At 60.6% G+C, this 25,500-nt stretch carries 20 protein-coding genes; 10 read left to right on the top strand and 10 right to left on the bottom strand.

What is annotated here, in order from left to right; translation table 11 throughout:
• Position 1 precedes the first annotated feature (1 nt).
• Together GSP01_RS04690 and GSP01_RS04685 are read right to left on the bottom strand one after the other, a co-directional pair.
• The gene (locus tag GSP01_RS04690) at positions 2 to 628 is read right to left on the bottom strand and encodes an endonuclease/exonuclease/phosphatase family protein (RefSeq protein WP_141351214.1); all 627 of its coding nucleotides are present in this window, start codon (positions 626 to 628) and stop codon (positions 2 to 4) included.
• On the bottom strand, positions 625 to 1,704 hold the full coding sequence (locus GSP01_RS04685) for an AI-2E family transporter (protein ID WP_141351212.1): 1,080 nt from the start codon (positions 1,702 to 1,704) through the stop codon (positions 625 to 627). Before GSP01_RS04685 ends, GSP01_RS04690 begins: the two co-directional genes overlap by 4 nt.
• A gap of 129 nt (positions 1,705 to 1,833) precedes the next feature.
• Between GSP01_RS04685 and GSP01_RS04680 the strand changes: the two genes are divergently transcribed.
• Complete coding sequence (locus GSP01_RS04680) at positions 1,834 to 2,670, top strand: sulfurtransferase (protein WP_141351209.1); 837 nt, start codon at positions 1,834 to 1,836, stop codon at positions 2,668 to 2,670.
• A gap of 2 nt (positions 2,671 to 2,672) precedes the next feature.
• A complete protein-coding gene (gene metC / locus GSP01_RS04675; RefSeq protein WP_141351207.1) occupies positions 2,673 to 3,884 on the top strand; it encodes a cystathionine beta-lyase in 1,212 nt (403 codons plus the stop codon).
• Between the two features lie 2 nt (positions 3,885 to 3,886).
• On the opposite strand, the gene GSP01_RS04670 is transcribed toward metC, so the two are convergent.
• The 3 genes from GSP01_RS04670 to GSP01_RS04660 all read right to left on the bottom strand — a co-directional run bounded on the left by GSP01_RS04670 (position 3,887) and on the right by GSP01_RS04660 (position 7,619).
• Positions 3,887 to 5,389, bottom strand: coding sequence for a YifB family Mg chelatase-like AAA ATPase (locus GSP01_RS04670; protein WP_141351205.1), 1,503 nt, complete (start codon positions 5,387 to 5,389; stop codon positions 3,887 to 3,889).
• A 50-nt stretch (positions 5,390 to 5,439) separates the two neighbouring features.
• The gene (gene serA / locus GSP01_RS04665; protein ID WP_141351203.1) at positions 5,440 to 6,690 is read right to left on the bottom strand and encodes a phosphoglycerate dehydrogenase; all 1,251 of its coding nucleotides are present in this window, start codon (positions 6,688 to 6,690) and stop codon (positions 5,440 to 5,442) included.
• A 140-nt stretch (positions 6,691 to 6,830) separates the two neighbouring features.
• The gene (locus GSP01_RS04660; protein WP_141351200.1) at positions 6,831 to 7,619 is read right to left on the bottom strand and encodes an inositol monophosphatase family protein; all 789 of its coding nucleotides are present in this window, start codon (positions 7,617 to 7,619) and stop codon (positions 6,831 to 6,833) included.
• Positions 7,620 to 7,694: 75 nt separating this feature from the next.
• Here GSP01_RS04660 and GSP01_RS04655 point away from each other — a divergent pair, with 75 nt between their 5' ends.
• From GSP01_RS04655 to smpB, 4 genes are read left to right on the top strand one after another with little or no spacing between them, the layout of a single operon-like run.
• Entirely contained in the window at positions 7,695 to 8,420 is a 726-nt protein-coding gene (locus tag GSP01_RS04655; protein WP_167495476.1) for a 3-deoxy-manno-octulosonate cytidylyltransferase, read from the top strand.
• Entirely contained in the window at positions 8,420 to 9,253 is an 834-nt protein-coding gene (locus tag GSP01_RS04650) for a prephenate dehydratase (protein ID WP_141351195.1), read from the top strand. The genes GSP01_RS04655 and GSP01_RS04650 overlap by 1 nt, the downstream gene beginning before the upstream one ends.
• Before the next feature lie 38 nt (positions 9,254 to 9,291).
• Complete coding sequence (gene dapA / locus GSP01_RS04645) at positions 9,292 to 10,185, top strand: 4-hydroxy-tetrahydrodipicolinate synthase (protein WP_141351193.1); 894 nt, start codon at positions 9,292 to 9,294, stop codon at positions 10,183 to 10,185.
• Between the two features lie 8 nt (positions 10,186 to 10,193).
• On the top strand, positions 10,194 to 10,688 hold the full coding sequence (smpB, locus tag GSP01_RS04640) for an SsrA-binding protein SmpB (protein ID WP_011251661.1): 495 nt from the start codon (positions 10,194 to 10,196) through the stop codon (positions 10,686 to 10,688).
• 145 nt (positions 10,689 to 10,833) lie between these two features.
• Here the strand turns inward: smpB and GSP01_RS15375 are convergent, their stop codons facing one another.
• On the bottom strand, positions 10,834 to 11,529 hold the full coding sequence (locus GSP01_RS15375) for a cold-shock protein (protein WP_141351191.1): 696 nt from the start codon (positions 11,527 to 11,529) through the stop codon (positions 10,834 to 10,836).
• A gap of 276 nt (positions 11,530 to 11,805) precedes the next feature.
• On the opposite strand from GSP01_RS15375, the gene GSP01_RS04630 reads away from it, so the two are divergent.
• Positions 11,806 to 12,807, top strand: coding sequence for a lipid A deacylase LpxR family protein (locus GSP01_RS04630; RefSeq protein ID WP_141351189.1), 1,002 nt, complete (start codon positions 11,806 to 11,808; stop codon positions 12,805 to 12,807).
• Between the two features lie 56 nt (positions 12,808 to 12,863).
• Here GSP01_RS04630 and GSP01_RS04625 read toward each other — a convergent pair whose 3' ends face one another.
• A complete protein-coding gene (locus GSP01_RS04625) occupies positions 12,864 to 14,564 on the bottom strand; it encodes a putative bifunctional diguanylate cyclase/phosphodiesterase (protein WP_141351186.1) in 1,701 nt (566 codons plus the stop codon).
• Between the two features lie 78 nt (positions 14,565 to 14,642).
• Positions 14,643 to 16,796 (bottom strand): ATP-dependent DNA helicase RecG, encoded by a 2,154-nt coding sequence (recG, locus tag GSP01_RS04620; RefSeq protein ID WP_141351339.1) that lies wholly within the window; start codon positions 16,794 to 16,796, stop codon positions 14,643 to 14,645.
• A gap of 72 nt (positions 16,797 to 16,868) precedes the next feature.
• On the opposite strand from recG, the gene mfd reads away from it, so the two are divergent.
• Complete coding sequence (gene mfd / locus GSP01_RS04615) at positions 16,869 to 20,390, top strand: transcription-repair coupling factor (protein ID WP_141351337.1); 3,522 nt, start codon at positions 16,869 to 16,871, stop codon at positions 20,388 to 20,390.
• Here the strand turns inward: mfd and GSP01_RS04610 are convergent.
• Positions 20,379 to 21,242 (bottom strand): DUF2125 domain-containing protein, encoded by an 864-nt coding sequence (locus GSP01_RS04610; protein ID WP_141351184.1) that lies wholly within the window; start codon positions 21,240 to 21,242, stop codon positions 20,379 to 20,381. The genes mfd and GSP01_RS04610 overlap by 12 nt on opposite strands.
• Positions 21,243 to 21,343: 101 nt before the next feature.
• Between GSP01_RS04610 and GSP01_RS04605 the strand changes: the two genes are divergently transcribed.
• Positions 21,344 to 22,165, top strand: a complete 822-nt coding sequence (locus GSP01_RS04605) for a DUF1217 domain-containing protein (protein ID WP_141351182.1) — start codon at positions 21,344 to 21,346, stop codon at positions 22,163 to 22,165.
• Positions 22,166 to 22,242: 77 nt separating this feature from the next.
• On the top strand, positions 22,243 to 23,670 hold the full coding sequence (locus GSP01_RS04600) for a pyridoxal phosphate-dependent decarboxylase family protein (protein WP_141351179.1): 1,428 nt from the start codon (positions 22,243 to 22,245) through the stop codon (positions 23,668 to 23,670).
• Here GSP01_RS04600 and GSP01_RS04595 read toward each other — a convergent pair.
• Entirely contained in the window at positions 23,624 to 25,498 is a 1,875-nt protein-coding gene (locus tag GSP01_RS04595; protein WP_141351176.1) for a cobaltochelatase CobT-related protein, read from the bottom strand. The two genes, GSP01_RS04600 and GSP01_RS04595, sit on opposite strands and share 47 nt — an antisense overlap.
• Positions 25,499 to 25,500: the final 2 nt, after the last annotated feature.

Genomic DNA, 25,500 nt, shown 5'->3' with positions numbered 1-25,500 from the left:
TTTACGTGCCCAGCCTCAGCGTCACGCAGATAGGGCGGTGATCTGAGCCGAAACGCGGCAGGGCACGGGCTTCGAGACGGGACAGGCCACGCACGAGGCAGCGGTCAAGCCTCAGCGGAACATGGTTCAGCATCCGGTGGGTCTTTTCCCTGGGGCCGACATCCAGAAAGCCCGGAAGCAGGACAGGCCCGATCAGATTGAAGTCCCCCATGATGACGGCACGGTGGCGCATGTTGGTGCTGATACTGCGCAGTTGCCGGCGATTGAGGATCTGACCATGCGACAGATGCACATTGGCGAGAGAAAAGCTGCCAAAATCGATAAGCTGTGCCGTACGTTTGACCAGCAGACCGCGCGGCAGACGGCAGAATGAGGGTGGCCGCGTAAATGGCAGCCGGCTCCAGCAGGCGGTACCATGTGGCCGCCCGGGAAGTGGAATGCGGTCGTAATAGCCGCCAAGGATCTCGGGAAGTTCATCCACCGCTGTCTGTGCTTCCTGCATAACGATGATATCGGGATCTTCCGCACGGATGACCGTCAGAACGTCTTCGAGGGACGCCCCTTCCCAGCGGTAAAGGTTCCAGCTCAGGATCTTGAAAGAGGCTCCGGGTTGAAGAGACGTCGTCATTTCGGAGGCTCCGGCAGGTACAGGGGATTGCGTTCTCGGTGATGGGGGCCAGCCGCGAATTCGCTGGTCAGGGTATAGCCGACAGCCAGCAAGACGGGACCGAGGAAGATGCCGACCCCGCCAAAGGTCACGATGCCGCCAAGAACGCCCAGGACGGTCAGCAGATAGGGCAGCTGGGCACCCCGGGCGATGAAGGCCGGACGGATGACGTGATCGGCACCCGAGATGATCAGGATGCCGTAGATGGCCAGGAACAGGCCGTGCCCGAAATGATGGGTCATGCCCAACCAGATTGCGGCGGGCACCCAGACGAGCGGAGCGCCAATGGGAAAGACGGCCACGAAAGCGGTAATACCGGCCAGCAGGACGGGAGAGGGTACGCCCGCCAGCATGAGGCCGATCCCTGTCAGGACGCCCTGGATCAGGGCAGTGCCAAGGATTCCATAAACCGTGCCGCGGACTGTGCGCCCTATGATGTTGATGAGGCGCGGCGTAGTGTGGGGGCCGGCGATGCGGTCGATCAGGGCCGTGATGGTGTTGCCCAGTGTATCGCCGTTGAGCCACAGGAAAAACGCCACGAACAGCGCCATGACCAGTTCGGCGAGACCGCCGGCGAGGCGGAGCAGGACCGTCAGTGTCAGATGGGCGATCTGCCCGGCATAAGGGCGCAGAACCTCGGTCGCGAAGGCGCCGACGTCATGGCTGAAATGATGCCAGGCATTCACGAGATGGGGACCGGCCATCGGAATTCGGTTCAACCAGGCCGGAGGTGGGTTCGCGCTGGTGACATGCAGGATCAGGACGTCGATTTCCGAGATCGTGCCGGGAATATCGCTGATCCCCGCGCTGGTCAGGACAGTCAGAGGAACAACGATAAAGAGCGCGCTCAATGCCATCATGGCGAGGGCGGCCAGCACAGGACGGACATGTCGTCGCATGCGGCGGTAGATGGGCCAGGTCGTGAAAGCGAGGATCGCGGCCCACAGGATGGCCGAGAGGAAAGGCCACAGGATGATGCCGCATCCATAGGCAATTCCGGCCAGGATGAGGCCGAGGAGAATCCGCTCGGTCGTCATGCGGTGCCGTTCTCCTGACTGGAGCCGGACGGAAGCCCGGACCGGCATGACTCTGTGGGCTGCGTGTTCATGGAGTGATACATTGGCACGCTCTGGCGTCGGACGCATCCCTCGACCTATGGTGCGGGGATGACGATCTCGCCACTTGTTGATGCCGCGACCCTGAGCTCCGAGGTTGGCCGGTTCATTCCCCTTGATGCCAGCGTGCTTTTGCCGGGGCAGAAGGGCGACCCCGATGTCGCGTTTGCCCAGCGCCATCTGCCCGATGCACAACGATTCGATATTGATGTCTTTGCGGACCCGGATAGCCCGTTTCCGCATACTGTGCCGGGGGCCGCGCGCTTCGCCCGGCTAATGGGCGCTCTCGGAGTGAGCGAGGATGTGCCGGTCGTGTTTTATGATGGGCGCGGAAGTGTCGGTGCCTGTCGGGGCTGGTGGCTTGCACGGCTGTTCGGGCATCGGAATGCGCGGATACTCGATGGTGGACTGGAAGCCTGGCTGAAGGCCGGCGGTCCGGTGGAAGAGGGTGCCGCGTCCGCAAAGGAGCCAGCTCTTTTTCGGGCCCGTCCCCGCTATGGGCTTCTGGTGGGTTCGGGGGATGTGCGGCTTGCGCTGGAGCGGCAGGGCAGTCTCGTTCTCGATGCCCGGAGTGCAGGACGGTTTGCGGCGACAGTCCCGGAGCCGCGCCCTGGGGTGCGGAGCGGTCATATGCCTGCTGCAATGAGCATGGACTGGACGCGTCTTGTGAATGAAAGCGGCTGCTTTCTGCACGCCTCCGAACTGAAGAAGATTCTGAGTGCCGCGGCGGAGCGATCAGTGATCGCAACCTGTGGCTCCGGGTTGACAGCCGCGACAATCGTAGCGGCTGTGGCTATCGCGGGATATGGCGACGCGGCTTTGTATGATGGATCCTGGGCAGAATGGGGCAGTGACCCTGATGCCCCGGTTGTGACAGGAGAGGGATGAGCATGAGCGATCTGGAAAAGCAGGTCAGCGCAGGATGGAGCCGGATGGCCTCGATGTTGGTGCGCGATGGGCGTCCACACGAGCTTCCGGAATCGGGAATATTCGTGAATGCGCCGGTGAGCCGCGGGTCGACGGTCCTGTTTCCGTCCCTGGAAGCCATGAACCGGACGGATGGTCGCAGTCATGCTCATAAGGTGGTTTATGGCGCCATGGGTTCGCCGATCCAGCACCAGCTTGAGGAAATGCTCAGCCGGATCGAAGGAGGAACCCATACACAGGTTGTCGGCTCAGGTCTCGCAGCCTGCGCATTGCCACTTCTGGCGTTTCTGGGGTGTGGAGACCATCTTCTACTTCCCGACTCGGTGTATGGACCGACTCGGCGGTTCGCGGGAACCATGCTCCAGCGCATGGGCGTGATGACGACCTATTATCCACCCATGGCATCGCGAGACGAAGTTTTGTCGCTCATGCGACCGGAGACAAAGGTGCTGTTTGCGGAAAGCCCCGGCAGCCACACCTTTGAGGTGCAGGACGTGCCCATGTTGTCGGACATTGCGCACGAGGCCGGAGCGCTCCTGATGCTGGACAACACATGGGGGATCGGTGTCTTCCAGCCCTTTACTCATGGCGTGGATGTGTCGATCCAGGCGCTGTCGAAATATCCTGCAGGGCATTCTGACGTCATCATGGGATCGGTTACGGTTAATGATGAAGCGCATTGGAAAACGCTGCGCGATGCCGCAATCCAGCTTGGACTGTGCGCGGGGCCGGATGACTGCTGGTTGACGCTGCGGGGTCTGCGGACAATGGGAGTGCGGCTGGCGCATCAGTCGCGCTCGGCGCTGGAAATCGCGCAGTGGCTGAAAACACGCCCCGAAGTTGCACGCGTTCTGCATCCGGCGCTGGAAGACTGTCCGGGGCATGCATTCTGGAAACGTGATTTTACCGGAGCGTGCGGCCTGTTCGGGGTGGAGCTTCAGCCGAAAGTTTCCATTGAGGCCGCCGAGCGTATGATTGATGGGCTTGAAATGTTTGGGATCGGAGCCTCCTGGGGCGGATATGAAAGTCTAGTCCTGCCGACTACGGGGCATATCCGGCGCGTGACGGGTGAGGGTGGTCCGAAATCCGCGACATTCCGTCTGCATATCGGGCTGGAAGACGTCGAGGATCTAAAGACCGATCTCGCAAGAGGTCTGGATAGCCTCCGGCTCTGACCTTAACGACGACGGAAGGTCAGAGCTTCAGCGACATGATGCCGCTGTATGCTCTGTGTGCCTTCCAGATCGGCGATGGTGCGGGAGACGCGGATCAGGCGCGTAATGCCGCGATTGGAGAGGCGCAGTCTTTCGGCGGCCTGTTCTGTGAGAGAGCGGGCATCGTCATCCATTTCAAGGAGGTCCGGAGAGACCTGCGAATTGGGAACACCCTGACGATCGATCTGGCGTTTGCGTGCCAGTTCGACACGCGCGCGAACTTTGGCGCTACTCTCGCCTTTCGGCGCACGGCTGATTTCGATGGGAGATAATGGCTCGATCTGCACGCAGAGATCCATGCGGTCGAGCATCGGGCCGGAAATCTTCGCCGTGTAGTCCTCACCGCAGCGGGGAGCCTTCCGACAACTTCGCTCCAGATCGCCTAAGTAGCCACAGCGACAGGGATTCATGGCGGCAATAAACTGGAAACGTGCGGGATAGGTGGTGTGATGGGCTGCACGGGCGATGGCAATGCTGCCGGTTTCGATGGGCTGACGCAGAGATTCCAGGCAGGCCCGCGAGAACTCCGGAAGCTCGTCAAGAAACAGTACCCCGTTGTTGGCAAGGCTGACTTCGCCGGGCCTGGCTTTGGTGCCACCGCCGACAATGGCAGGAAGGCTCGCACTGTGATGCGGCGCGCGGTAGGGCGGCCGGATAACTAGTCTTCCATTCTGCAGAATGCCAGAAACACTGTGAATCCGGCTGGTCTCCAGAGCTTCTTCCCGGGTCAGGTTCGGAAGAATGCCGGGCAGGCGGCTGGCGAGCATGGATTTCCCCGCGCCCGGTGGTCCACTCATGAGCAGGGAATGAGCCCCGGCAGCGGCAATTTCCAGAGCGCGCCGTCCAATTGCCATTCCTTTGACGTCCACAAGATCGGGTCCGTACTCAATGACATGTTCAGTTGGGGACGGGGCCGGAGACAGGATCTGCTGTCCCTGAAAATGGGAAACAAGGGCTGCGAGTGTGGGGGCCCCGAGAACATCTGTGCTGTCATTCCCCCAGCGTGCTTCCAGAGCCTGTGCAGCCGGGCAGATCAACCCAAGTTCGTTCGCAACGGCACCGATCGCGGCCGAAAGAACGCCTGCGACAGGATTGATCCGACCATCCAGCGACAGCTCGCCGACAGCGGCATAGGCCGAGACCGCTTCGAATGAGAGAATACCCATGGCACAAAGCAGGCCGAGCGCGATGGGTAGGTCAAAATGCGCGCCTTCTTTGAGAAGGTCGGCCGGTACGAGATTGACGAGGATGCGTTTGGGAGGAAGCGCCAGCCCCATGGCTGTCAGCGAGGCACGGACACGTTCGCGGGCTTCCCCGACGGATTTGTCTGCCAGCCCTACGACGAGAAACGCTGGAAGTCCGCTGGAGACCTGAACCTCGACCGTTACCGGAACGGCTTCGATACCCAAGAAGGCGAAGCTCTGGATACGGGCGAGGGCAGGTGTATGTGGGCTGGGACTCGTCATGAGACAAATCCTAGCCCGAAATTATTTACCGTTGGTTAACGGCAAAGGTGTCAGGCGCGCTGATACAGTAGGCGGGCACGGAGTGTACCATCGAGTGCCTTGAGACCGTCCAGCAGCTTCGTATCCATGTCAGGGTTTTCTGACTCGGCTTCGACAACGACGTAGCCAACTTCACCATCCGTCTGGAGGTACTGTGCCGTCACGTTGCAGTTCTGCGCGGCGAACAGATCATTGATCTGGCGCATGATGCCGGGCCGGTTGGCATGGACATGCATGAAGCGCGTGCCTCGAGGGCGCTCGGGGAGCTGGACGCTGGGAAAGTTGACGGATCCGATTGTGGAGCCGACGTCGGAATAATCGACCAGCTTGCGAGCGACTTCGACGCCGATGCGCTCCTGTGCTTCCATGGTGGAACCACCGATATGCGGCGTGAGAATGACATTCTCCAAGCCTTGGAGCGGGGATTTGAACTCTTCGCCAGCCTTCTTGGGTTCGACCGGGAACACATCCACGCCCGCGCCCATGAGATGACCCTCCTTGAGGGCTGCAGCGAGAGCATCGAGATCCACGACGTTGCCGCGTGCATTGTTGAGTAGGATGGAATTGGGTTTCATGGCCCGGATTTCCGTCTCTCCGATCAGTAGATCGGTTTCCGGTGTCTGCGGCACATGGAGGCTGACAATGTCGGACTCGGCCAGAAGATCATGCAGGGTCGGCACTGCGATGGCGTTGCCATGCGGCAGGCGCGGCATCACGTCGAAATATAGCACGCGCATGCCGAAAGCCTCGGCCAGGACCGAAAGCTGCGAACCGATGGAGCCATAGCCGACGATGCCGAGCGTCTTGCCGCGCACTTCCCAGGCATTGGTGGCGGACTTGTCCCAACCCCCTTTGTGGCAGGCTTCCGAACGCGACGGAATGCGTCGGAGGAGCATGACGATCTCGCCCATCACCAGTTCAGCCACGGAACGGGTGTTGCTGAAGGGGGCGTTGAAGACGGGAATACCGAGCATACGTGCGGTGTTCAGATCGACCTGATTCGTCCCGATGCAGAAGCAGCCGATAGCCATGAGGCGGTCCGCGGATTCAAGAACCTCGCGGGTAAGCTGTGTCCGACTGCGGATGCCGACCATGTGTATACCCTGCAGGGCTTCCTTGAGCGCGTCGCCTTCAAGTGCACCCTTGACGCGCGTCACTTCGGCGTAGCCTTCGTCGGCGAAATGGGAGGCGGCGCTTTCGTGAATGCCTTCCAGAAGAAGAATGCGGATCTTGTTCTTGGGGAGAGAGAACTGCGTTTCCATAAATCCGTCCCGGTCATGAACCGGAAGGCTCCGGTTTCAATTCAAACTGGTTCCATCAAATCTGGCCGTGACCAGACCGGTCCCGGCTCATGTCTGCCGCCACGTTCGCCGGGGTCCCCTCCCTAGCCGATTGGCGTGAATCAGGAAAGGTGGCGGATGATTTCGGGAAGCAGGGTTGCATCTCCGCAGGCCAGAACGGTGCCGTCGCTCTCCAGCGTGAGGAGATTGCCCTGCCAGTCCGTGATGCGGCCACCTGCACCTTCCACAACCGGCACAAGGGCACCCCAGTCCCAGGGTTTCATGGTGCATTCCGCAATGACGTCGATCTGGCCGAGGGCGAGCAGTCCGTAGGCATAGCAATCTCCGCCCCATGACGTGCGGCGGGTGTGTTTCTGCAGATTGGCAAAGCGCGGGGCGTGCTCCGCAGTCATGATTTCAGGAGCTGTGCAGGATAGTTCCGCTTCGGCTGCTGTCGGACAGGGGCGCGTTCCGATCGTGCCAGGCAGGCGCTCGGACACGAATATGGTTGGACGCCCCGAAACGCCGAGCCAGCGTTCGCCAGTGACAGGCTGGTCGATCAGCCCCAGGACCGGGCGTCCCTTGTGAAAAAGCGCAATGAGTGTGCCGAAAGTGGGGCGACCCGTCAGGAAGGCGCGGGTGCCGTCAATGGGATCGAGAACCCAGAGCCAGTCGCTGCTGGCTCCACTCATGCCGGCTTCTTCACCGAGAATGGCGTGCTCTGGCAGGCGCGCTTCAAGAATGCTGCGCATGGCCCGTTCGGCCTGACGATCCGCAATGGTGACGGGGCTGTCATCAGATTTGGCATCGGCACGAAGGGACGTCCGGAAATGGGGCAGGACGGTCCTGCGGGCGATGTCGGCGCAGGCCGTGGCGGCTTCAATGGCGGTCTGCAAATCCGTTTCACTCATGATTTTTGTCTATTCCCGTCCCAGGAGCATGACACGAGATTGACGCCCGTTCTGGGGGGCGGCATCAGAGGAGCCATGCATCCGATCATCGTTATCCCCTCCAGACTTGCTTCGACCCGCCTGCCGCGCAAGCCCCTCGCTGACATTGGTGGCGTGCCCATGATCGTCCGGGTGGTCCGACGTGCGCTGGCAGCAAAGGTCGGGCCAGTTGTCGTTGCAGCAGGGGATCCTGAAATTCTTGATGTTATCCGGGATATGCCCGATGTGTGGGGTGTGCTCACCGACTCGAGGCTGGCGAGCGGCTCTGACCGTGTGCAGGCCGCACTTGCAGAGGTTGATCCTGAGGGCCGGCACGACGTGGTGATTAACCTGCAGGGTGACCTGCCCTTGATCGAACCGTCCAGTCTGACTTCTGCCCTGAAGCCACTGGAAGATCCTGCGTTCGATATCGGAACACTGGTGGCTCCCGTGACCAGTGATGCCGAGCGTGATGCTTCCCAGGTTGTGAAGGTTGCCTGCGCGTTTGGTGAGGCGGACGTGGCGCGTGCGCTGTATTTCTCCCGTCTGCCCATTCCGTGGGGCGAGGGGACGCACTGGCATCATGTCGGGATCTATGCCTGGCGTCGTGCAGCGCTAGAGCGCTTCGTGACGCTGCCGCCCTCCGCGCTGGAGCGCCGGGAAAGTCTGGAACAGTTGCGGGCGCTTGAAGCTGGCATGACGATTGGTTGCGCGAGGATTGACCACGCGCCTCAGGGCGTGGATACGCCTGCTGATCTTGAGCATGTGAGAGGATTGGTTTGATGGCGGTCATTGCATTTCAGGGCCGCCCCGGCGCCTATTCTGATCTGGCCTGCCGTCAGGCGCGTCCGGGTTGGACGACGCTGCCCTGTCCGACATTTGCCGATGCGATCGACGCCGTGCATGATGGTCGGGCAGACGAAGCACTTCTGGCCTGTGAGAACACGCTGGCCGGTCGTGTGCCGGATATTCATTCACTTCTGCCGGACGCCGGGCTTCACATTGTCGGGGAATATTTTCAGCGCGTTGAACACTGCCTTCTGGGTGTAGCGGGTGCGAAGATCGAAGATGTCCGCCGGATTCACACACATCCTGTTGCATTGGGGCAGGTTCGCAAATTGATCAGCGAACTGGGTGTGGAGCCAGTGGTGCAGTTCGATACCGCCGGTGCGGCTGAGATGGTGGCGCAGTGGGGACGCACGGCAGATGCGGCGATTGCTTCTTCCTTGGCTGCTGAGCTGAACGGACTGATGGTGCTTCGGAGTAATGTTGAGGACGCTTCGCACAATACGACGCGCTTTTATCGCGTGGCCCGCAAGCCTTGCATTCCCTCGCCCGAGCGCACAGATGTGCTGACGACGCTGCTGATGCGGGTTGGGAACTGTCCGGGTGCGCTCTATGCGGCATTGGGTGGATTTTCCCGGCATGGTATCAACATGACGCGGATCGAAAGCTATATGCTTGACGGCTCGTTTGCGGCGACGCAGTTCCTGATGGATGTCGAGGGACATCCGGCACAGGCCCCTCTGGCGGCGGCGCTCGCGGAACTGGAGCAGGTCAGCGACGATCTTAGAATTCTGGGTGTTTACCCAAGCAGTCTCTCACGCCGGGCGTGAGGGCAGAACAGGCAGAGCCCATGACAGAAGGCGGAATAATGGCTGACACGAGCATGTATCAGGGGTCGCTGACGGCTCTGGTCACTCCGATGCATACGGACGGACGGATCGATTTCGACGTTTCGGCAAAGTTGATCGAGCGTCAGATCGAAGCAGGCACCACGGCACTGATCCCTGCCGGTACGACGGGCGAAAGCCCAACGCTGTCTCATGAAGAACATGGTCGCGTCGTGGCGCATTGTGTTGAGACGGCAAATGGTCGTGTCCGCGTCATGGCGGGTGCGGGTTCCAATAGCACGTCTGAAGCTGTTCTTATGGCAAAGCATGCCCATTCCGTCGGAGCGGATAGTCTGCTGGTGGTTGTGCCGTATTACAACAAGCCGTCACAGGAAGGGCTGTACCGCCATTTCATGACGATTGCCGATGCGACGCCTCTGCCGATGTTCCTGTACTGCATCCCTGGCCGCTCGGTTGTGGACATCTCGGTGGCGACCATGGCGCGTCTGGGCGAACACCCCAATATCGTCGGCACCAAGGATGCGACTGCCAATATGGCCCGGCCGATCGCGGTGCGTCGTGCCGTGGGCAAGCCGTTCAACCAGCTTTCCGGCGACGATAACAGTGTCCTGTCATTTCTCGCTGCAGGTGGCGATGGATGTATCGGCGTGACGTCCAATGTTGTGCCACATCTGTGCGCAGACATGCATCTGGCCTGGCAGGAAGGGCGGATCGAGGACGCAATCGCTATTCAGGATCACCTGACACCGCTGCATGATGCCATGTTCATGGAAAGTAATCCAGGTCCGGTGAAATATGCGCTGTCCAGACTCGGGCTATGCAATGCGACGCTGCGCCTGCCGCTCGTAGAGCCGAAGGAAGAGACACGTCGGGCCATCGATACTGCTCTGCGCTCGCTTGAGCTGCTGGACTGATCACAGCTATGGCCGGAAAGAAAACCAAGAGCGGCATGATTTCCCATGGCATGGCCGCACAGAACCGCAAGGGGCGGTTTGATTATACGATTCTGGAAACGACTGAAGCCGGAATCGTTCTGAAGGGGCCGGAAGTGAAAAGTCTGCGTCTCGGGCGGGCGACGATTACGGAGGCCTATGCTGCCGAGCGGGACGGCGAGATCTGGCTCTTCAACTCCTATATTCCGGAATATCAGGGGGGCGTCCTCTCCCGGTTCGAGCCCCGCGCTCCACGCAAGCTTCTGATGCACCGCAAGCAGATCGCGCATTTTTTAGGCGCTGTCAGCCGCGCGGGCGCCAGTCTGGTGCCGCTTGATATTCATTTCAACGCCCGTGGTATGGCGAAAGTGACTTTGGGTCTGGGGCAGGGACGTCGTAAGGAAGACAAGCGGCATGCCATTGCCGAACGTGACTGGAAGCGGGACAAGGCACGATTGGTCCGGAGCAGCGGCAAGGACTACTGATCCGGTTCGCTCGAATGAGGATTGAAAAAAGGTCGGATTCTTCCGGCCTTTTTTATTGCCTGGGCTGCAATGCTGGCATGAAAAAAAGCCGCTGCAGCAGAAGCTGGCAGCGGCTTTTTTTTACTCAGACCGAAGTCCGGGTCATTCAGTCAGCGCTGATTTCAGCAGCTTCCGGACCCTTCTGGCCCTGAACAACCTTGACGTTGATCGTCTGGCCTTCGTCAAGCGTCGGCAGGCCCGAACGCTCGAGAGCGGAGGCATGGACGAAAATGTCCTTGCCACCGGATTCCGGCGTGATGAAGCCGAAGCCCTTCGTGGCATTGTACCACTTGACCGTGCCACGCATGTCTTCAGCGCGGGACAGGTCCGGAGCCGGACGGCCAGGACGTGCGCCACCGAAGCGAGGCTGATCACCACCGAATGCAGCGCGGGGACGCGGTGCTTCTGCTGTGCTTTCGTCAACGGAGAGAACTTCAGCGACCTGACGGCCCTTTGGACCCTGGCCGATGCGGACCACAACGGTCGCGCCCGGGTTCACGTTGCTGACACCAGCATTTGTGAGGGCGTTGGCGTGCAGGAAAATGTCGCCCGAGCCATCGGAAAGTTCAACGAAACCGAAACCCTTCTCGGTGTTGAACCACTTCACGCGGGAGCTGATTTCCGGGCCTGAAGCTGCGACGAAGCTGTTGCTGCGACGGGGTGCGCCGTAGCCACCACCGCCACCATTTCCACCACCAAAGCCACCACGGTCGCCATAGGACGGCTGGGACGAGTATGCATCGTCAAATCCGCCGCGGCGAGGTGAGTTGAAGCTGCTGCGGTCGGTTCTGTTGTTTCTCAACGGTCTAATCCCGAGACTGGGGTGTCATGGTAGGGAAACCCTGCCGTGACGTAATTTCAAAAATTTGGAGAAAAACAATCCCGCTTTTCTCCTGTAGTAATCCCTAGCACGCTTTTTTCCCTCTCTGCCACAGGGAATATGAGGCTGAAACATAACTCGCGCTAATTTTAAGATTGAGATGAGACCCGCCGACACTTTGATTCCGGTCGTGAAAATGACATACACACGTTTCCCAGTACTTGGTGGTCCCGGATCCCGCGCGTAACAGAGGTGCCCATGCGAAGCCGACTGACTTTTTCTATTGGAGCCACTGCCGTGCTGGCGCTGTCTTCCACCGCCATGGCTACGCCGTTGCAGGATCCGTACGGAACCTGGACCGTCCAAGGTGAGAATGACGCGATTTCCACCCTGAAAGGTACGTCGGATCAGTATTATACGTCCGGTTTGCGCATCAACTGGACCTCGGGAACGGACAATCTTCCGCGGCCTATCGCGAAGCTGAACCATATCCTGATGGGCGATGGCGTACAGCGTATCAGCATTGGTCTGCAGCAGATCATCGACACGCCGCGCGATACTCAGGCCGACAATCCGCCGCAGGGTGACCGCCCTTATGCCGGGCTGCTGCTGGGAACTGTGAATCTCATCAATGATACGGATCTTTCCCGGACCGTAATGGGAATCCAGTTCGGCATGCTTGGTCCGTCGGGACTCGGGCGTCAGGTCCAGAATGGCTTCCACAAGGCCATCAGCGATACGCCGAGCACGGGCTGGGGACATCAGCTTGCGAATCAGCCGATCTTTCAGGTTCAGGCCGGGCGGATCTGGCGCCTGCCTGTTCTGGATGTCTATGGCATTCATGCCGACGTGCTGCCCGCGATCTCGGGCGCTGCGGGTGATTACCGGACCTATGCCGATGTGGCGACCACGTTCCGTATCGGTCAGGGGCTGGACAGTGACTTCGGCAATGCGACGATCGGACCGGGACTCGACGGAACGGATGCGTTCCGCGCGACCCGTCCCTTTGCCTGGTATTTCTACGGCGGTGTTGAAGGCCAGGCCGTGGGCTATGACGTGACGCTTCAGGGCAGCACGGTTCGCCCCAACGCGCCACATGTCGACAAGGTTTGGGATTTGGGCGAGATTCATGCCGGTGTTGCTGTGATGTGGCATGGCGTGCGTCTGTCCTACAGCCAGAACTGGCAGACAGCCCAGTTCCAGACGCAGAAGGCCGGTCTGTTCAACTATGGATCGCTCAAGCTTTCGGTTAAGTTCTGACGTTTTCAAACTAGGGACTGAAAAGGCCGCTTTACCTTATGGGGAGCGGCCTTTTTTCATGTCCGGGCGAGATGCGGGACGTGGCTGTCCCGAACCGGCGCCCCCAGCAAGTAACCCTGGACTTCCTCGCAGCCATTGGCATCGAGCAGCGCCATCTGGTGTTCTGTTTCAACACCTTTGGCGCAGCAGGTGATGTTCAGGGAGCGGGCGAGAGAGAGAATGGCGTACATGATCTCATCAGCGCGCATGTCTTCCCCCAGGTACTGGACGAAGGCGCGGTCGAGCTTGATCTGGTCAAGTGGATAGATTCGCAGTTTCTCCAGTGAGGAGTAGCCGGCCCCGAAATCGTCGATGGCAAGACGGACACCTAGCGCGCGGACGCGGGAGAGTTCGCGAAAGGCGATGTCCGATGGACCGAAGGGACGGCATTCGGACAGTTCGACCTGCAGTCGTCCGGGCGGAAGGCCGGTCTCGTTCAGCACGGTATCGACGAGCGGCGCGAGCCGTTCATTGACCAGCCAGACGGGCGAGACATTTACACACACGCGCAGCGGAGTCGGCCAGCGGAGGGCGGCCAGACAGGCACTGCGCAGGCTCCAGCTGTCGAGTGCCTCGATCATGCCGACTTCCTCGGCGTAACGAATAAAGAGATTGGGTGCGACTTCGCCATGACCTGGTCGGTTCCAGCGTAGAAGCGCCTCATGCCCGACGATCTTCTGGGAGGCCGTATCAACGACGGGCATCCATTTCAGGAAGAGGGCATTGTCTTCGACCGCCTTGAGCAGATCCTTCTCAAGGTTGGACGTGATTGCGTAGGTGTTCGTGAGTTCCGCATTGGCGCGGCGCTCATGGCCGCCGCCCGTTCGATTGGCTTCGGTCAGTGCTGCCCGGGCGGCGAGGATCAGTTGGTTCGCGTCTCCTGCATCCTGCGGATAAACACTCCATCCTGCCGAGATCGAGAATGGAATGGCGCCCATATCCAGAGACACGGGTGTACTTGAGATCTGCAGGATCGCATTAACCAGCGAACGGGTCGTGACGGCTGTGGTGCCCGGTGGTGTCAGGACCATGAAATGGCCGCCGCCGATCGAACTCAGGAAACAGCCTTCCGGTAGAACAGCTCTGAGACGGCGGATTATTTCCGCGAGGATTAGGTCAGCCGTGTCCCATCCATAACGGTCGTTGATCAGTGAGAGATGATCCAGGTTGAGATGGATCAAGCTGAACAAGGCGCGGCGTGAAAGCTTGCCTGTCCGTTCAATGAACTGGTGCAGAACGCGGAGGCTTTCTTCGCGGTCCGGCAGAGCGGATTTTCCCGGATGTTCCGCAGTTTCATTGGCAAGTTCGTCTGCGACGTCCTGCAGGGCGCGGCCAGCCGTAGCCGAAAAAACTCCGCCCGGTGGGCAGAGTGCGACTAGAAACAGTCCGGACTTGCTGTCACTCGAACTGGTGGGGACGGGGTATCCGATAAGGGAGAAGTCATCGGGCAACGGGCAGGAAAATGGAGTGTCGCCATTCCGGTTCTGTTTCGATGAAAGAATTATCTTTCCCGCAGCCGCTTTTTGCAGTCCTGGTGGAAGGGGGCCGATTGCATAGAGAATATCCGGGGTGCCGCTTGCGGGGAGGTCCAGAAACGCGACTGCCGACCCACCGGTCGCGGGCAGAAGCAGACGAAAAAGCAGGGATCGGCGGTCTGAAGAGGTACCAGAGTATTCGTGTGAAGTCTCTTTTTGAGCGTCTCTGGCAGGACTGCTCATTACGCGTGTACTCCATGAAATTCAGTTGAATGCATTAATAATAAAGTGGCGGTATTATATCCGCATGAACTTTTCTGTCTAACCGGAAATCAGAAGTCTGTCTGGATCATTCCGGTCAAATATTTTCAGAAGAAGTCTGAGTGCGTGGCCCCGGGGACCTTGCAGGTGCGGATTGCGGGCGATTTCACGTTCGCTGTCCTGCTGCATGGCGGTCAGGAGCAGGCTGAGACGCGCGCCCTGCGCCAGACGAAAGCCGGGAAGTCCGGACTGCCTGTCGCCGGCGATGTCCCCACCGCCGCGGATCCTGTAATCCTCGTCGGCGATCAGAAAGCCGTCATTCGTATCTCGCAGAAGACTGAGACGCCTGACGGCGGTCGGCGTTGCCGCCCGGTCATGGAGCAGCAGGCAGAACGACTGTTTCGAGCCGCGTCCCACGCGCCCGCGAAGCTGGTGAAGCTGGGCCAGTCCGAACCGTTCGGCCTGTTCGATCACCATGACGGATGCAGCGGGGATGTCCACGCCCACTTCAATGACGGTGGTGGCGACAAGAAGGCGCGTTTTGCCCAAGCGGAACGTGTCCAGTGCGTCCTGACGGACGGTAATGTCCTGCTTGCCGTGGGCGAGACCGACCAGCCCTTCAAACCTCTGTTCCAGTGAGGCCCAGCGTTCTTCCGCGGCTGCGGCCGCCTGTGTTTCACTGTTTTCGATGAGGGGGCAAACCCAGAAAACCTGCACGCCATCGCGCAGGGTGCGGCTGATGCCGGCGAGCACACTGTCGAGCGAGTCCATGCTGTGCAGGGTCGTGCGGATCGGCTGTCGTCCCGGCGGTTTCGAGTCCAGACGGCTGACGCTCATTTCGCCCCATTCCATGAGTTGGAGCGTGCGGGGAATGGGCGTTGCGGTCATGACGAGGATATCGGTCGCTTCCCCTTTGGTGCTCAGATTCATGCGCTGGCGGACGCCGAACCGGTGCTGCTCGTCAATGACGGCGAGGCCGAGATCGTGAAAGGTCACACCGTCCTGAAAGAGGGCGTGAGTGCCAATGACAATTTTCGCCGTCCCATCTGCGATGGCAGCAAGGGTTTTGCGTCGCGCTGCACCCTTGATGGTGCCGCTCAGATAAACGCATTCCGTCGGGCAAAGACGGGAAAGCGTCTCGAAATGCTGACGCGCGAGGATCTCTGTGGGCGCCATTAGAGCAGCCTGTGCTCCGGACTCTACAGTCTGAAGCATGGCGTTCATGGCGACAAAGGTTTTGCCCGCGCCGACATCGCCCTGAAGCAGGCGCATCATGGGCGTTGGGGCCCCAAGATCGGCAGCGATTTCGGCAATGGCCATCGTCTGGGCATGGGTAGGTTTGTGTCCGAAACGTCGGAGCATTTCGGTCTGAAGTGCGCCGGTGCCGGGAAAGCTACGTCCGTGCCGCTCACGGGCCTTGAGGCGGGCGAGACCGAAACAGAGCTGATCGGCCAGCAGTTCATCAGCAGCGAGACGGGACAGGGCGCGGTTGCGGACAGGCTCCCAGGCGATTTCCGGCGGAATGATCTCGGGAGACTGCATCAGGCGCAGGGCCTGCGTGAAAGACGGCCATTTCCGCTGGGTGACGAGGGTTTTGTCCAGCCATTCTGGGAGATCGGGCAGGAGCGCCAGAGCGGCACGCATGGCCTTGCGAACCGTATAGGGAAACAGGCCGGCCGTCAGGGGCCAGACGGGTTCCAGTGATGGGAAACTGTCGCGCTTGGCCCAGTTCACGACATGGTCGGGCTGTGGCATCGTCAACTCGCCCTGAAAGGTTCCGGTCTTGCCAGAGACAAGAAGCTCGGCGCCCACGGTCGGGCTTGGCATGTTGCGCGTCTGGAAGAAAACCAGATCGAGCTTTCCGGTGTCGTCTTCGGTGCGGATGATGGAAGGCTGTCCAGGGCGACCGGCCTTGCGCAGGGAGAGGACCCGCACATGCGCTGTCAGGATTCCGCCTGGGGCGAGATTGTGTCCGTCCGCGACTGTGCGCAGAATACGCCGGTCAACAACCCGTTCGGGTAGGGTGAACAGCAGGTCCAGCACGCGTCGTCCTCCCGCGATTTTCTCCAGCAGGCCGGCGTGTCGGGGGCCGATTCCGGACAGGCTCGTCAGCGGTGCGAAAAGTGGGGCGAGACGGTCATCCTGGCTTGCTTCAGGATGCTGTTTCGGTTCGGAATGGTGCGGGAAGGATTGCGGGACGTGTTCGGACGGCATCGTGACAACGGGCGCTTCCCGTGCTCCTCGGGCTGACAGGCGATGGAACGGCAGGTATAGGGCATGAGCAGGATGGAACAAAACGAAACCATGACCCGTGAAATGTCCACAACGTCCTTCGACCGCTCTTTCGGACCAACCGTCTGGGGCGTACCGGATGGCAGTGTGGCCTTTCTTCTTCGTCAGCGTCTTGCTGAACATGACGGAGCTCTGCTCCATGTTGCGCGCGATGACGCTGCCGTGGCCGCGCTGGCCGACATGCTGGTCTGGCTTATGCCGGAAGTGGAGGTTCTGCGTCTGCCGGCCTGGGATTGCCTGCCCTATGATCGTGTTTCGCCCAATCCGGTTCTGATCGCTGAACGGGCCGGGACGCTGTGCCGTCTGCTGGAACCCACGAAGGCGCGACGGATTGTTCTGACGACCGTGCACAGTTTGGTGCAGCGCGTGCCGCCGCGCTCGGCATTCCGGGGACAGTCCATCAGCGTGAAGACGGGCGAGAGCCTAGATCAGGCCATGCTGATCGAACTGCTGGTCGCCAATGGCTACACCCGGACCGATACGGTCATGGAAGCAGGCGAGTTCGCGACACGGGGCGGTATTTTCGATCTGTTCCCGGCCGGGGAAAGCGATCCGATCCGGCTGGACCTCTTCGGGGACGAGGTCGAGAACATCCGTGCGTTCGACGTTGGAACACAGCGCTCTACCGAAACCCTGAAGCGCTTCGAACTGCGCCCCGTGTCCGAGTTCTCGCTGGGTCCGGACAGCATCAGCCGCTTCCGCACCGGCTGGCGCGATTCGTTCGGCCCGGCGGCGACGTCCGACACGATTTATGAGAACGTCTCGGATGGGCGGCGCTATCCGGGGCTAGAGCACTATCTGCCGCTGTTTCATGATGGTGACGGCCACCAGATGGAGACGCTGCTGGATTATCTGCCGGGTGGGGCGGTCAGCTTCGATCAACATGCGCCGGAGATCCTCAAGGCCCGGCTGGACATGATCGCCGATCATTATCAGGCCCGGCGCGTTCCGACGCGTGAAGGGGAAATCCCGTACCGTCCTCTGCCGTCACACCGGCTCTATCTGGATACACATGGTTGGGAATCGATGCTGGCGGATGTGCCGTCCGTTATTTTCAATGCGTTCGCCATGCCGGATACGGCACAGGGTGTGGATGCAGGCTACCGGCCCGGCCCGCTGTTTGCGCGGGCAAAGGACGGAACGCGGGCGGGGATGTTCGAGGCTTTTGGACAGCAGGTGAAAACCTGGGCCGAAGCCGGGCGACGGACCTATGTTACGGCCTGGAGCCGGGGGTCTCGGGAGCGGATTTCCCATCTGCTGGCGGAACATGGCGTTACGGTGACGTCCTATGACGACTGGCCGGATGCGGCGGGAATGCCGAAAGGCACGACCGGCCTGCTGACGCTGGGGCTGGAGCGCGGGTTCGTCTCGGACCGTCTGTGCTTCGTCTCCGAGCAGGATCTTCTGGGCGAGCGGATTTCGCGTCCGCCCCGTCGTCGCAAGCGCGGCGAGCAGTTCATCTCGCAGGTCGGCGAGATTGCGGAAGGCGATCTGGTCGTTCATTCCGATTACGGAATCGGGCGGTATGTCGGGCTGGAGACGGTCGTCGAAGGCCGGGTTGCGCATGACTATCTGTCGATCCTGTATGATGGGGAGCAACGCCTGCTTCTGCCCGTCGAGAATATCGAACTTCTCAGCCGTTTTGGTTCCGAGCAGGCCGGGGTTCAGCTCGACAAACTGAGCGGAACGGCTTGGCAGGCCCGCAAGGCCAAGATGAAATCCCGCATCCGCGTCATGGCGGGCGAGCTGATCAAGACGGCAGCGGCCCGAGCCATGAAGGATGCGCCAATGCTCGCGCCCGCCGAAGGGCTGTGGGACGAGTTCTGCGCGCGCTTCCCGTTCGTGGAAACGGAAGACCAGTCCCGCGCGATTGCGGACGTTCTGGAAGACATGAGCGCCGGGCGGCCGATGGATCGGCTGGTCTGTGGCGATGTGGGTTTCGGTAAAACGGAAGTCGCCCTGCGGGCGGCGTTCGTGGCCGCGCTTTCAGGGATGCAGGTCGCGGTCGTGGTGCCGACAACGCTGCTCGCCCGCCAGCATTTTCGGAGCTTTACGGCTCGTTTCGAGGGCTTTCCCGTCAATGTGGTGCAGCTTTCGCGCCTTGTAACGCCCAAGGAAGCTACGAAGGTCCGCGAGGGCATGGCGAACGGCACGGTAGATATCGTCGTTGGCACCCATGCGCTGCTGGCCAAGACCGTGGCATTCGAGCGTCTGGGCCTGCTGATCATCGACGAAGAACAGCATTTCGGCGTCTCTCACAAGGAACGCCTCAAAGCGCTGCGCGAAGACGTGCATGTCCTGACTCTCTCCGCCACGCCGCTGCCCAGAACGCTTCAGCTTTCGCTGTCCGGCGTACGGGAAATGAGCCTGATCGCCACGCCGCCCACAGATCGTCTGGCGGTCCGCACGTTCATTACGCCCTTCGACAGTGTTATGATTCGTGAAGCTATTCAGCGTGAACGGTTCCGCGGTGGTCAGGTCTTTTGTGTCGTGCCGCGTCTGGCGGACATGGACAGGATGGCCGAGCGTCTGGCGGAAATCGTGCCGGACGCCAAGACCGTACAGGCGCATGGTCGTCTGACGCCGACCGAACTCGAACGTGTCATGACGGAGTTTGCGGACGGGAAATACGACATTCTGCTTTCCACCAACATTGTGGAAAGCGGGCTGGACATGCCCAGCGTGAATACGATCATCATCCACCGTGCGGACATGTTCGGTCTGGGGCAGCTCTACCAGCTTCGCGGACGCGTGGGTCGCGGTAAGCAGCGGGGTTATGCCTATCTGACCTGGCCGCAGACGCGTCCGCTCTCGGCCTCGTCGGAGAAGCGGCTTGAGGTCATGCAGACGCTGGATTCGCTCGGGGCCGGGTTCACGCTGGCGTCCCACGATCTGGATCTGCGAGGCGCGGGCAACCTGCTGGGGGATGAGCAGTCCGGGCATATCAAGGAAGTCGGTATCGAACTCTACCAGCAGATGCTGGAAGACGCCGTAATCGACATGCGTCGCGAGCGCGGCAAGCGTCTGGAGGAAGAGGATAGCTGGACCCCGACCATCATTCTGGGCCTGCCGGTACTGATCCCCGAAACCTATGTGCCGGACCTGCCGGTGCGTCTGGGGCTATATCGCCGGATTGCGTCGCTGACGAACGAGGCCGAGGTCGAGGCGATGCGCGCGGAACTGGTGGACCGTTTCGGATCGCTTCCGCCGGAAGTGGGGAATCTGCTTGATGTGGTCCTGATCAAGCGCCTGTGCCGTGAGGCCGGCGTAGAGCGTCTGGAGACCGGGCCGAAGGGCATGGTGATCCAGTTCCGTCGCAACCGTTTCCGTAATCCGGCTGCACTGATCGACTGGGTGACGCGCAAGAAAGAATCGGGCGTGAAAATCCGCCCCGATCATAAGCTTGCAGTCATCCGCGAAATGACGAACGCGACACGTATCGGCTATGCCAAAAAGGTCACGACCGTCCTGTGCAAGATGATCCGCAAGCTTGAGGCGTCGAAATCAGGGGACTGAGAAGGGCAGCGGGATGCGGTTGATGGTCACGACACCGCCACTCAGTCCGATGTCCCACAGGGTTGCATCACCGCTCTGACGGCCCATCAGCCGGGCGATCGTTAGGGCGGCCACGACCTTCTTTGGAGCCGTGTCGCGGATTTCACCAATCAGGGTGTCGACATTCGTGACGCTGACATGCAGGTCTGCGGTCGAAGTAGAGGCTGTTGCGCCAGGTTCGATGCTGCCCTTGCCGTCGATGGCGCTGCTGCCGGATACGGCATGCAGGGCGTTGATCGTGATCTGCTGGCGTGCAGTATCCAGGCCCTGGACCGTTAGATCTGCTGAAAGTTGCGTGGGCATGAGGGGCTGTTTGGTATCATGGATGCCCGTGCCTTCGACCTTCAGTCGCAGGTCCGGCGTGGTCTGGACTGCCTGGATCGATGCCTTGTGGATGGTCATGTTGTGGCCGGGGCGAGCCAGTGTGACGTCTGTCCAGGCGGCCTGTGGGGTGCCGCTGCGGATATCGCTGCTGTTAATTGTCAGGCTCTGCTCCTTGCAGGCTGCGCTGACCCCGCCACGGAAGGCGCTGAGTGCGGCATAGGCGGCTACGGCGTTAAAACGCTCCAAGGTGGCGCTTTCAACGTGACCGGACGGATCTGACAGGTTTACGCCGTGGATGTCGAGCGTGATGTCGGTTCCGGTCAGGGTCGCATGCAGGGTTTTTGCCGTCAGGCCATGCGTGACGGCCTTCGTGCCGGCAAGTTCGTAGGTGAAGCAGGATGCTGGCAGATCGGAGAGGGTGGAGGCGCTGGCCATAACCGGTACCAGAAGCGCGGTTGTGGCGGCGAGCAGGGAGAGGCGAATGGACATGAGGGGGTTCCGGACTGTGGAAAAGGACAAGAGACGTTAAGACTGTATTAGAGAATAGGGAGATAGAGTGACGGACCTACTCCTTTTTCGGAGAAACGCGCGTGTCTTCCTCCATTTCCGCCATGCCCGCCATTCCGCAGTATGTTTCCATCATCAAGGATGAAGACTCTTCGGCAAACAAGTGGGAAAAAACAAGCGTCTCCACCCAGCAGGCTGTCACGGCCTTCCAGAAGGATGCGGCTTCGATCAAGACACCGGAGCAGCTTCTGAAAAACTACAAGGCCCTCACGGTGGTGCTTGGGGCCTATGGAATGTCTTCGGTTATTGGTCAGACAGCGGTTATCAAGGATCTCATGACACAGGATCCGACCTCGTCCAAATCTCTGGCCCAGACCAGCGGGAACTCGGCCTGGAAGGCTTTTGCGAATGCTTTTTCTGATTGGTCGACCTCCCCTCTGTCGTCTTCCGACACTGTGCAGAGCATCACGCAGAGTTACCTAACCAACAGTTATGAAGACAGCTTGCAGACAGAAACACCGGGTCTGGGAGATGCGCTGTATTTCACCCGGACAGCCACGACGGATATGACGCTTGCCAATGTGATGGCAGATCCGAAGCTCCTGAAAGTGGCTGAGGTTGTTTCCGGTTTTGACACGACACAGTTCGGCGCGCTGGATTATGATCAGCAGGTCCGTCTGCTTGGATCGAAACTGGATCTCTCCAAACTCAGTACGAAGCGGGGAATCCAGCAGTTCGCGCAGCAATACCTCGCCCTGCTGCAGATCCACCCCGTTACGAGCACGACGCCAGCAAGTATGCTGACGCTCTATGGCGGGAGCGGTTCTAGCACGAGTATTCTTTCCCTTTTTACTGAAAACTCGAGCAGCGATAGCAGTTCATCGCTGTATTCCGCCCTGTTCTGAACGCCTTTCCTGGCGTGACATCGGCTTGGCGGCCCTGTATCGCAGACACCTGACGGATTTCAGGTGAAGGGATAATCATGGCCGGACTGGACCCCACCGACTGGCGTGGCATTCGTGACATCGGGCACCGGATGCTGGATGAGGTCTTTGACCGCATGGAGCATGTGGGAGAGGGGCCCGTATGGAGATCCATGCCATCTTCTGCCCGGCAGGCCCTGAAGGAAGGACTACCGGAAAAAGGACGTTCCCTCGACGATCTGTATGGGCGTTATCTTGATCTGGTCGTGCCTTATGGCGTGGGGAATACCCATCCCGGTTTCATGGGGTGGGTGCATGGCGCAGGAACGCCGGTCGGAATGCTGGCCGAAATGCTGGCGGCTGGTCTGAATGCGAATTGTGGTGGACGTGATCACGCACCGATTGAGGTTGAGCGTGAGGTCATCCGTTGGGCTCTGCAGATGGTCGGCATGCCGCAGGACGGCTCGGGGTGTCTGGTAACGGGCTCGTCCATGGCCAACTTCATCAGCGTGATAACGGCGAGCCGGGCGCAGGATCTGTCCATCCGGAAGGAAGGAATCGGTGACCGCAGGCTCGTGGGCTATGCCGCGACGACTGCTCATGGATGTTTGCCGAGGGCGTTTGATCTGGCAGGGTTGGGAAGCGCGGCGCTGCGGCGCGTTCCCGTTCTGCCGGATCATCGTATGGATGTCAGCGCCTTGAGGGACATGATCGCCGAGGACCAGAAGGCCGGTTTCGTGCCGTTCATGGTTGCGGGTACGGCCGGAACCGTTGACTGCGGGGCGATTGACGATCTGGCGGCGATCGAGGGGGTCGCTCGTGAGGCTGGGCTCTGGTTCCATGTGGATGCGGCATTTGGTGCACTGGCCTGTCTTTCATCGCGCTTTCAGCCGCAGCTTGAGGGGATCGGGAAAGCAGACAGTCTGGCTTTTGATTTCCATAAATGGGCGCAGGTTCCCTATGACGCGGGCTGCGTGCTGGTGCGCGACAGCCGCAAACATGCGGCGGCTTTTGCGCAGTCCCTGGATTATCTCGTGCGTGAAGAGCGCGGGCTTGCGGCCGGAGCGCCCTGGTTCTGTGACTTCGGGCCGGATCTGTCACGCGGCTTCCGGGCGCTCAAGGTCTGGATGACGCTGGGCCATTACGGAGCCGAGCGTATGGGAGAAATGGTCGAAATATGCTGCGATGTGGCTGCCGATCTGGCACGGCGCGTAGAGCGGACGGATGGGCTGGTTCTGCTGGCGCCGGTGACGCTGAATATCGTCTGCTTCGGGATCGAGGGTCTTGAAGATGCCGAAGTCTCGGAACTGGTGCAGGATCTGCATGAAAGCGGGATCGCTGCGCCGTCCACGACAAAGATCAATGGTCGGCTGGCGGTGCGGGCGGCGATCGTCAATCACCGCACCACGACCGCCCATACCGACCGGATGCTGGAGGCCGTTATCGCGCTACGCGACGACCGGTTGAAGGCGCAAATAGCGCGCTGAGCTGTGCCATCATGGTCCCGCCGAGGTCTTCGGCGGAGTTGATGGTGACGCTGTTGCGATAATAGCGCGTGACGTCATGACCGATGCCGATGGCCAGAAGTTCTGTGCTGCTATCCGCCTCGATCCGGGCAATCACCTTGCGCAGATGGTCTTCCAGATAGTTGTGCGGGTTGGCGGAGAACGTGCTGTCATCGACCGGTGCACCATCGGAAATCACCATCAGGATATGGCGGTGTTCCGGGCGTCGCCGCAGCCGTTTCCAGGACCAGAGCAGGGCTTCGCCGTCAATGTTTTCCTTGAGCAATCCATCGCGCAGCATCAGTCCTAGGTTGCGCCGGGCACGCCGCAGGGGGGTGTCCGCATCCTTGTAGATGATGTGGCGCAGATCGTTCAGGCGTCCTGGCTGGGGTGTGCGTCCGTTTTTGAGCCAGCGCTCACGGCTCTGGCCACCTTTCCACTGGCGGGTCGTGAACCCAAGAACTTCGACCTTCACGCCGCAGCGTTCGAGCGTGCGGGCAAGAATATCGCCGCAGATGGCCGCCGTGCCGATCGGGCGTCCGCGCATGGAGCCTGAATTATCGATCAGGAGAGTAACGACCGTGTCGCGGAACTCCGTCTCGCATTCATGCTTGAATGATAGCGGAAGGGTCGGATTGGTTACGACGCGGGACAGGCGCCCGGCGTCGAGAATGCCTTCTTCCTGCTCGAACTCCCAGCGGCGCTGCTGCTGCGCCATGAGGCGGCGTTGCAGCCGGTGCGCAAGGCGTGAGACCAGGCCATGGAGCTGGGACATCTGCTGGTCGAGTTTCTGGCGCAGCCGGTCCAGTTCATCGGCGTCACACAGATCGGATGCGTTCACTTCCTCGTCGAAATCGGTGGTGTACGCCTTGTAGGTATTGAGAGATTCGGAAGGTCCGGTGTCGGCCTGCTGGTCTGAAGGTCCGGCAGCTTCTTCGGTGCCGTCTTCCGACATCTCAGCGGATTCCGTGGCTTCGCTTTCGCCGGAAAGGCCAGTCTCTCCGCTTTCGGGCTGGTAGCCGTCTTCTTCCTCTTCGGTGGCGGCAGGGGCCTGCTGGTCCTGACCTTCTGCCTCAGGCGCATCGCTGTCCGTCGTTTCCTCTTCGTCGGACGGCAGATCAGACGGGGCCATCTGCTCTTCGTCCTCATCGGGGACGGTCGTGAGCTTGCAGGCGCCAAGGAAGCGGGTTGTTGCGCGGGCGAAGGCTGTCTGGTCGCTCTGGGTGCGGGCCATGTCGGCGAGTGCGGCTTTTGCCGAGGGTGTCAGGGACGCGCGCCATTCATCCAGAGCCGCTCCGGCCTGAACAGGCATGGGGTGGCCGCTCATGGCTTCTCGGGCAAGGAGATCCAGCGCGACGGGAGCCGGCATGTCCTCGCGCGTTTTCATCCGGTTGCAGCCAAGTTCGGCGCAATGCTGGGCGACGCGCTGTTCCAGATTGGCCCGTACACCAGCCATATGGCGTGAGCCGTAAATCTCGCAACGGGCCTGTTCCAGCGCATCAAACGCCTGGCGGGCTACGGGCTCAGCCGGTGCGCTTGCGTCTTTCTGGGTATGGTAGCGCATCCGCAGGGCTGCGGAATCCGCAGCTCCCCTGATCTTGCGGATTTCCCAGTCGTGCATGTGGCGCGACAGATAGGGCAGCTCTACATTGCCGGCAGCGACGGCGTTCTGACGGCTTCCGTTGACTGCGCTCTGAAAATCTACGCCTTGCTCTGGCGCTCCCCCCATGGCGCGCAGAGTGGCGATGGTGGCCTGACGGAAGCGTTCCTGCCGTTCTTCGTCGGTGAGGGAGGTCTCAGGAGCAGACAATG

It is taken from the genome of Gluconobacter sphaericus NBRC 12467 (assembly GCF_006539125.1).
GTDB lineage: Bacteria > Pseudomonadota > Alphaproteobacteria > Acetobacterales > Acetobacteraceae > Gluconobacter > Gluconobacter sphaericus.
This window is presented reverse-complemented; position numbering and strand designations above follow the sequence as displayed.

Bases quoted from the DNA above. Each gene is read 5' to 3' on its own strand.
- GSP01_RS04690 (WP_141351214.1), bottom strand. From the start codon at position 628: ATGACGACGTCTCTTCAACCCGGAGCCTCTTTCAAGATCCTGAGCTGG.
- GSP01_RS04685 (WP_141351212.1), bottom strand. From the start codon at position 1,704: ATGACGACCGAGCGGATTCTCCTCGGCCTCATCCTGGCCGGAATTGCC.
- GSP01_RS04680 (WP_141351209.1), top strand. From the start codon at position 1,834: ATGACGATCTCGCCACTTGTTGATGCCGCGACCCTGAGCTCCGAGGTT.
- metC (WP_141351207.1), top strand. From the start codon at position 2,673: ATGAGCGATCTGGAAAAGCAGGTCAGCGCAGGATGGAGCCGGATGGCC.
- GSP01_RS04670 (WP_141351205.1), bottom strand. From the start codon at position 5,389: ATGACGAGTCCCAGCCCACATACACCTGCCCTCGCCCGTATCCAGAGC.
- serA (WP_141351203.1), bottom strand. From the start codon at position 6,690: ATGGAAACGCAGTTCTCTCTCCCCAAGAACAAGATCCGCATTCTTCTT.
- GSP01_RS04660 (WP_141351200.1), bottom strand. From the start codon at position 7,619: ATGAGTGAAACGGATTTGCAGACCGCCATTGAAGCCGCCACGGCCTGC.
- GSP01_RS04655 (WP_167495476.1), top strand. From the start codon at position 7,695: ATGCATCCGATCATCGTTATCCCCTCCAGACTTGCTTCGACCCGCCTG.
- GSP01_RS04650 (WP_141351195.1), top strand. From the start codon at position 8,420: ATGGCGGTCATTGCATTTCAGGGCCGCCCCGGCGCCTATTCTGATCTG.
- dapA (WP_141351193.1), top strand. From the start codon at position 9,292: ATGGCTGACACGAGCATGTATCAGGGGTCGCTGACGGCTCTGGTCACT.
- smpB (WP_011251661.1), top strand. From the start codon at position 10,194: ATGGCCGGAAAGAAAACCAAGAGCGGCATGATTTCCCATGGCATGGCC.
- GSP01_RS04630 (WP_141351189.1), top strand. From the start codon at position 11,806: ATGCGAAGCCGACTGACTTTTTCTATTGGAGCCACTGCCGTGCTGGCG.
- GSP01_RS04625 (WP_141351186.1), bottom strand. From the start codon at position 14,564: ATGAGCAGTCCTGCCAGAGACGCTCAAAAAGAGACTTCACACGAATAC.
- recG (WP_141351339.1), bottom strand. From the start codon at position 16,796: ATGCCGTCCGAACACGTCCCGCAATCCTTCCCGCACCATTCCGAACCG.
- mfd (WP_141351337.1), top strand. From the start codon at position 16,869: ATGGAACAAAACGAAACCATGACCCGTGAAATGTCCACAACGTCCTTC.
- GSP01_RS04610 (WP_141351184.1), bottom strand. From the start codon at position 21,242: ATGTCCATTCGCCTCTCCCTGCTCGCCGCCACAACCGCGCTTCTGGTA.
- GSP01_RS04600 (WP_141351179.1), top strand. From the start codon at position 22,243: ATGGCCGGACTGGACCCCACCGACTGGCGTGGCATTCGTGACATCGGG.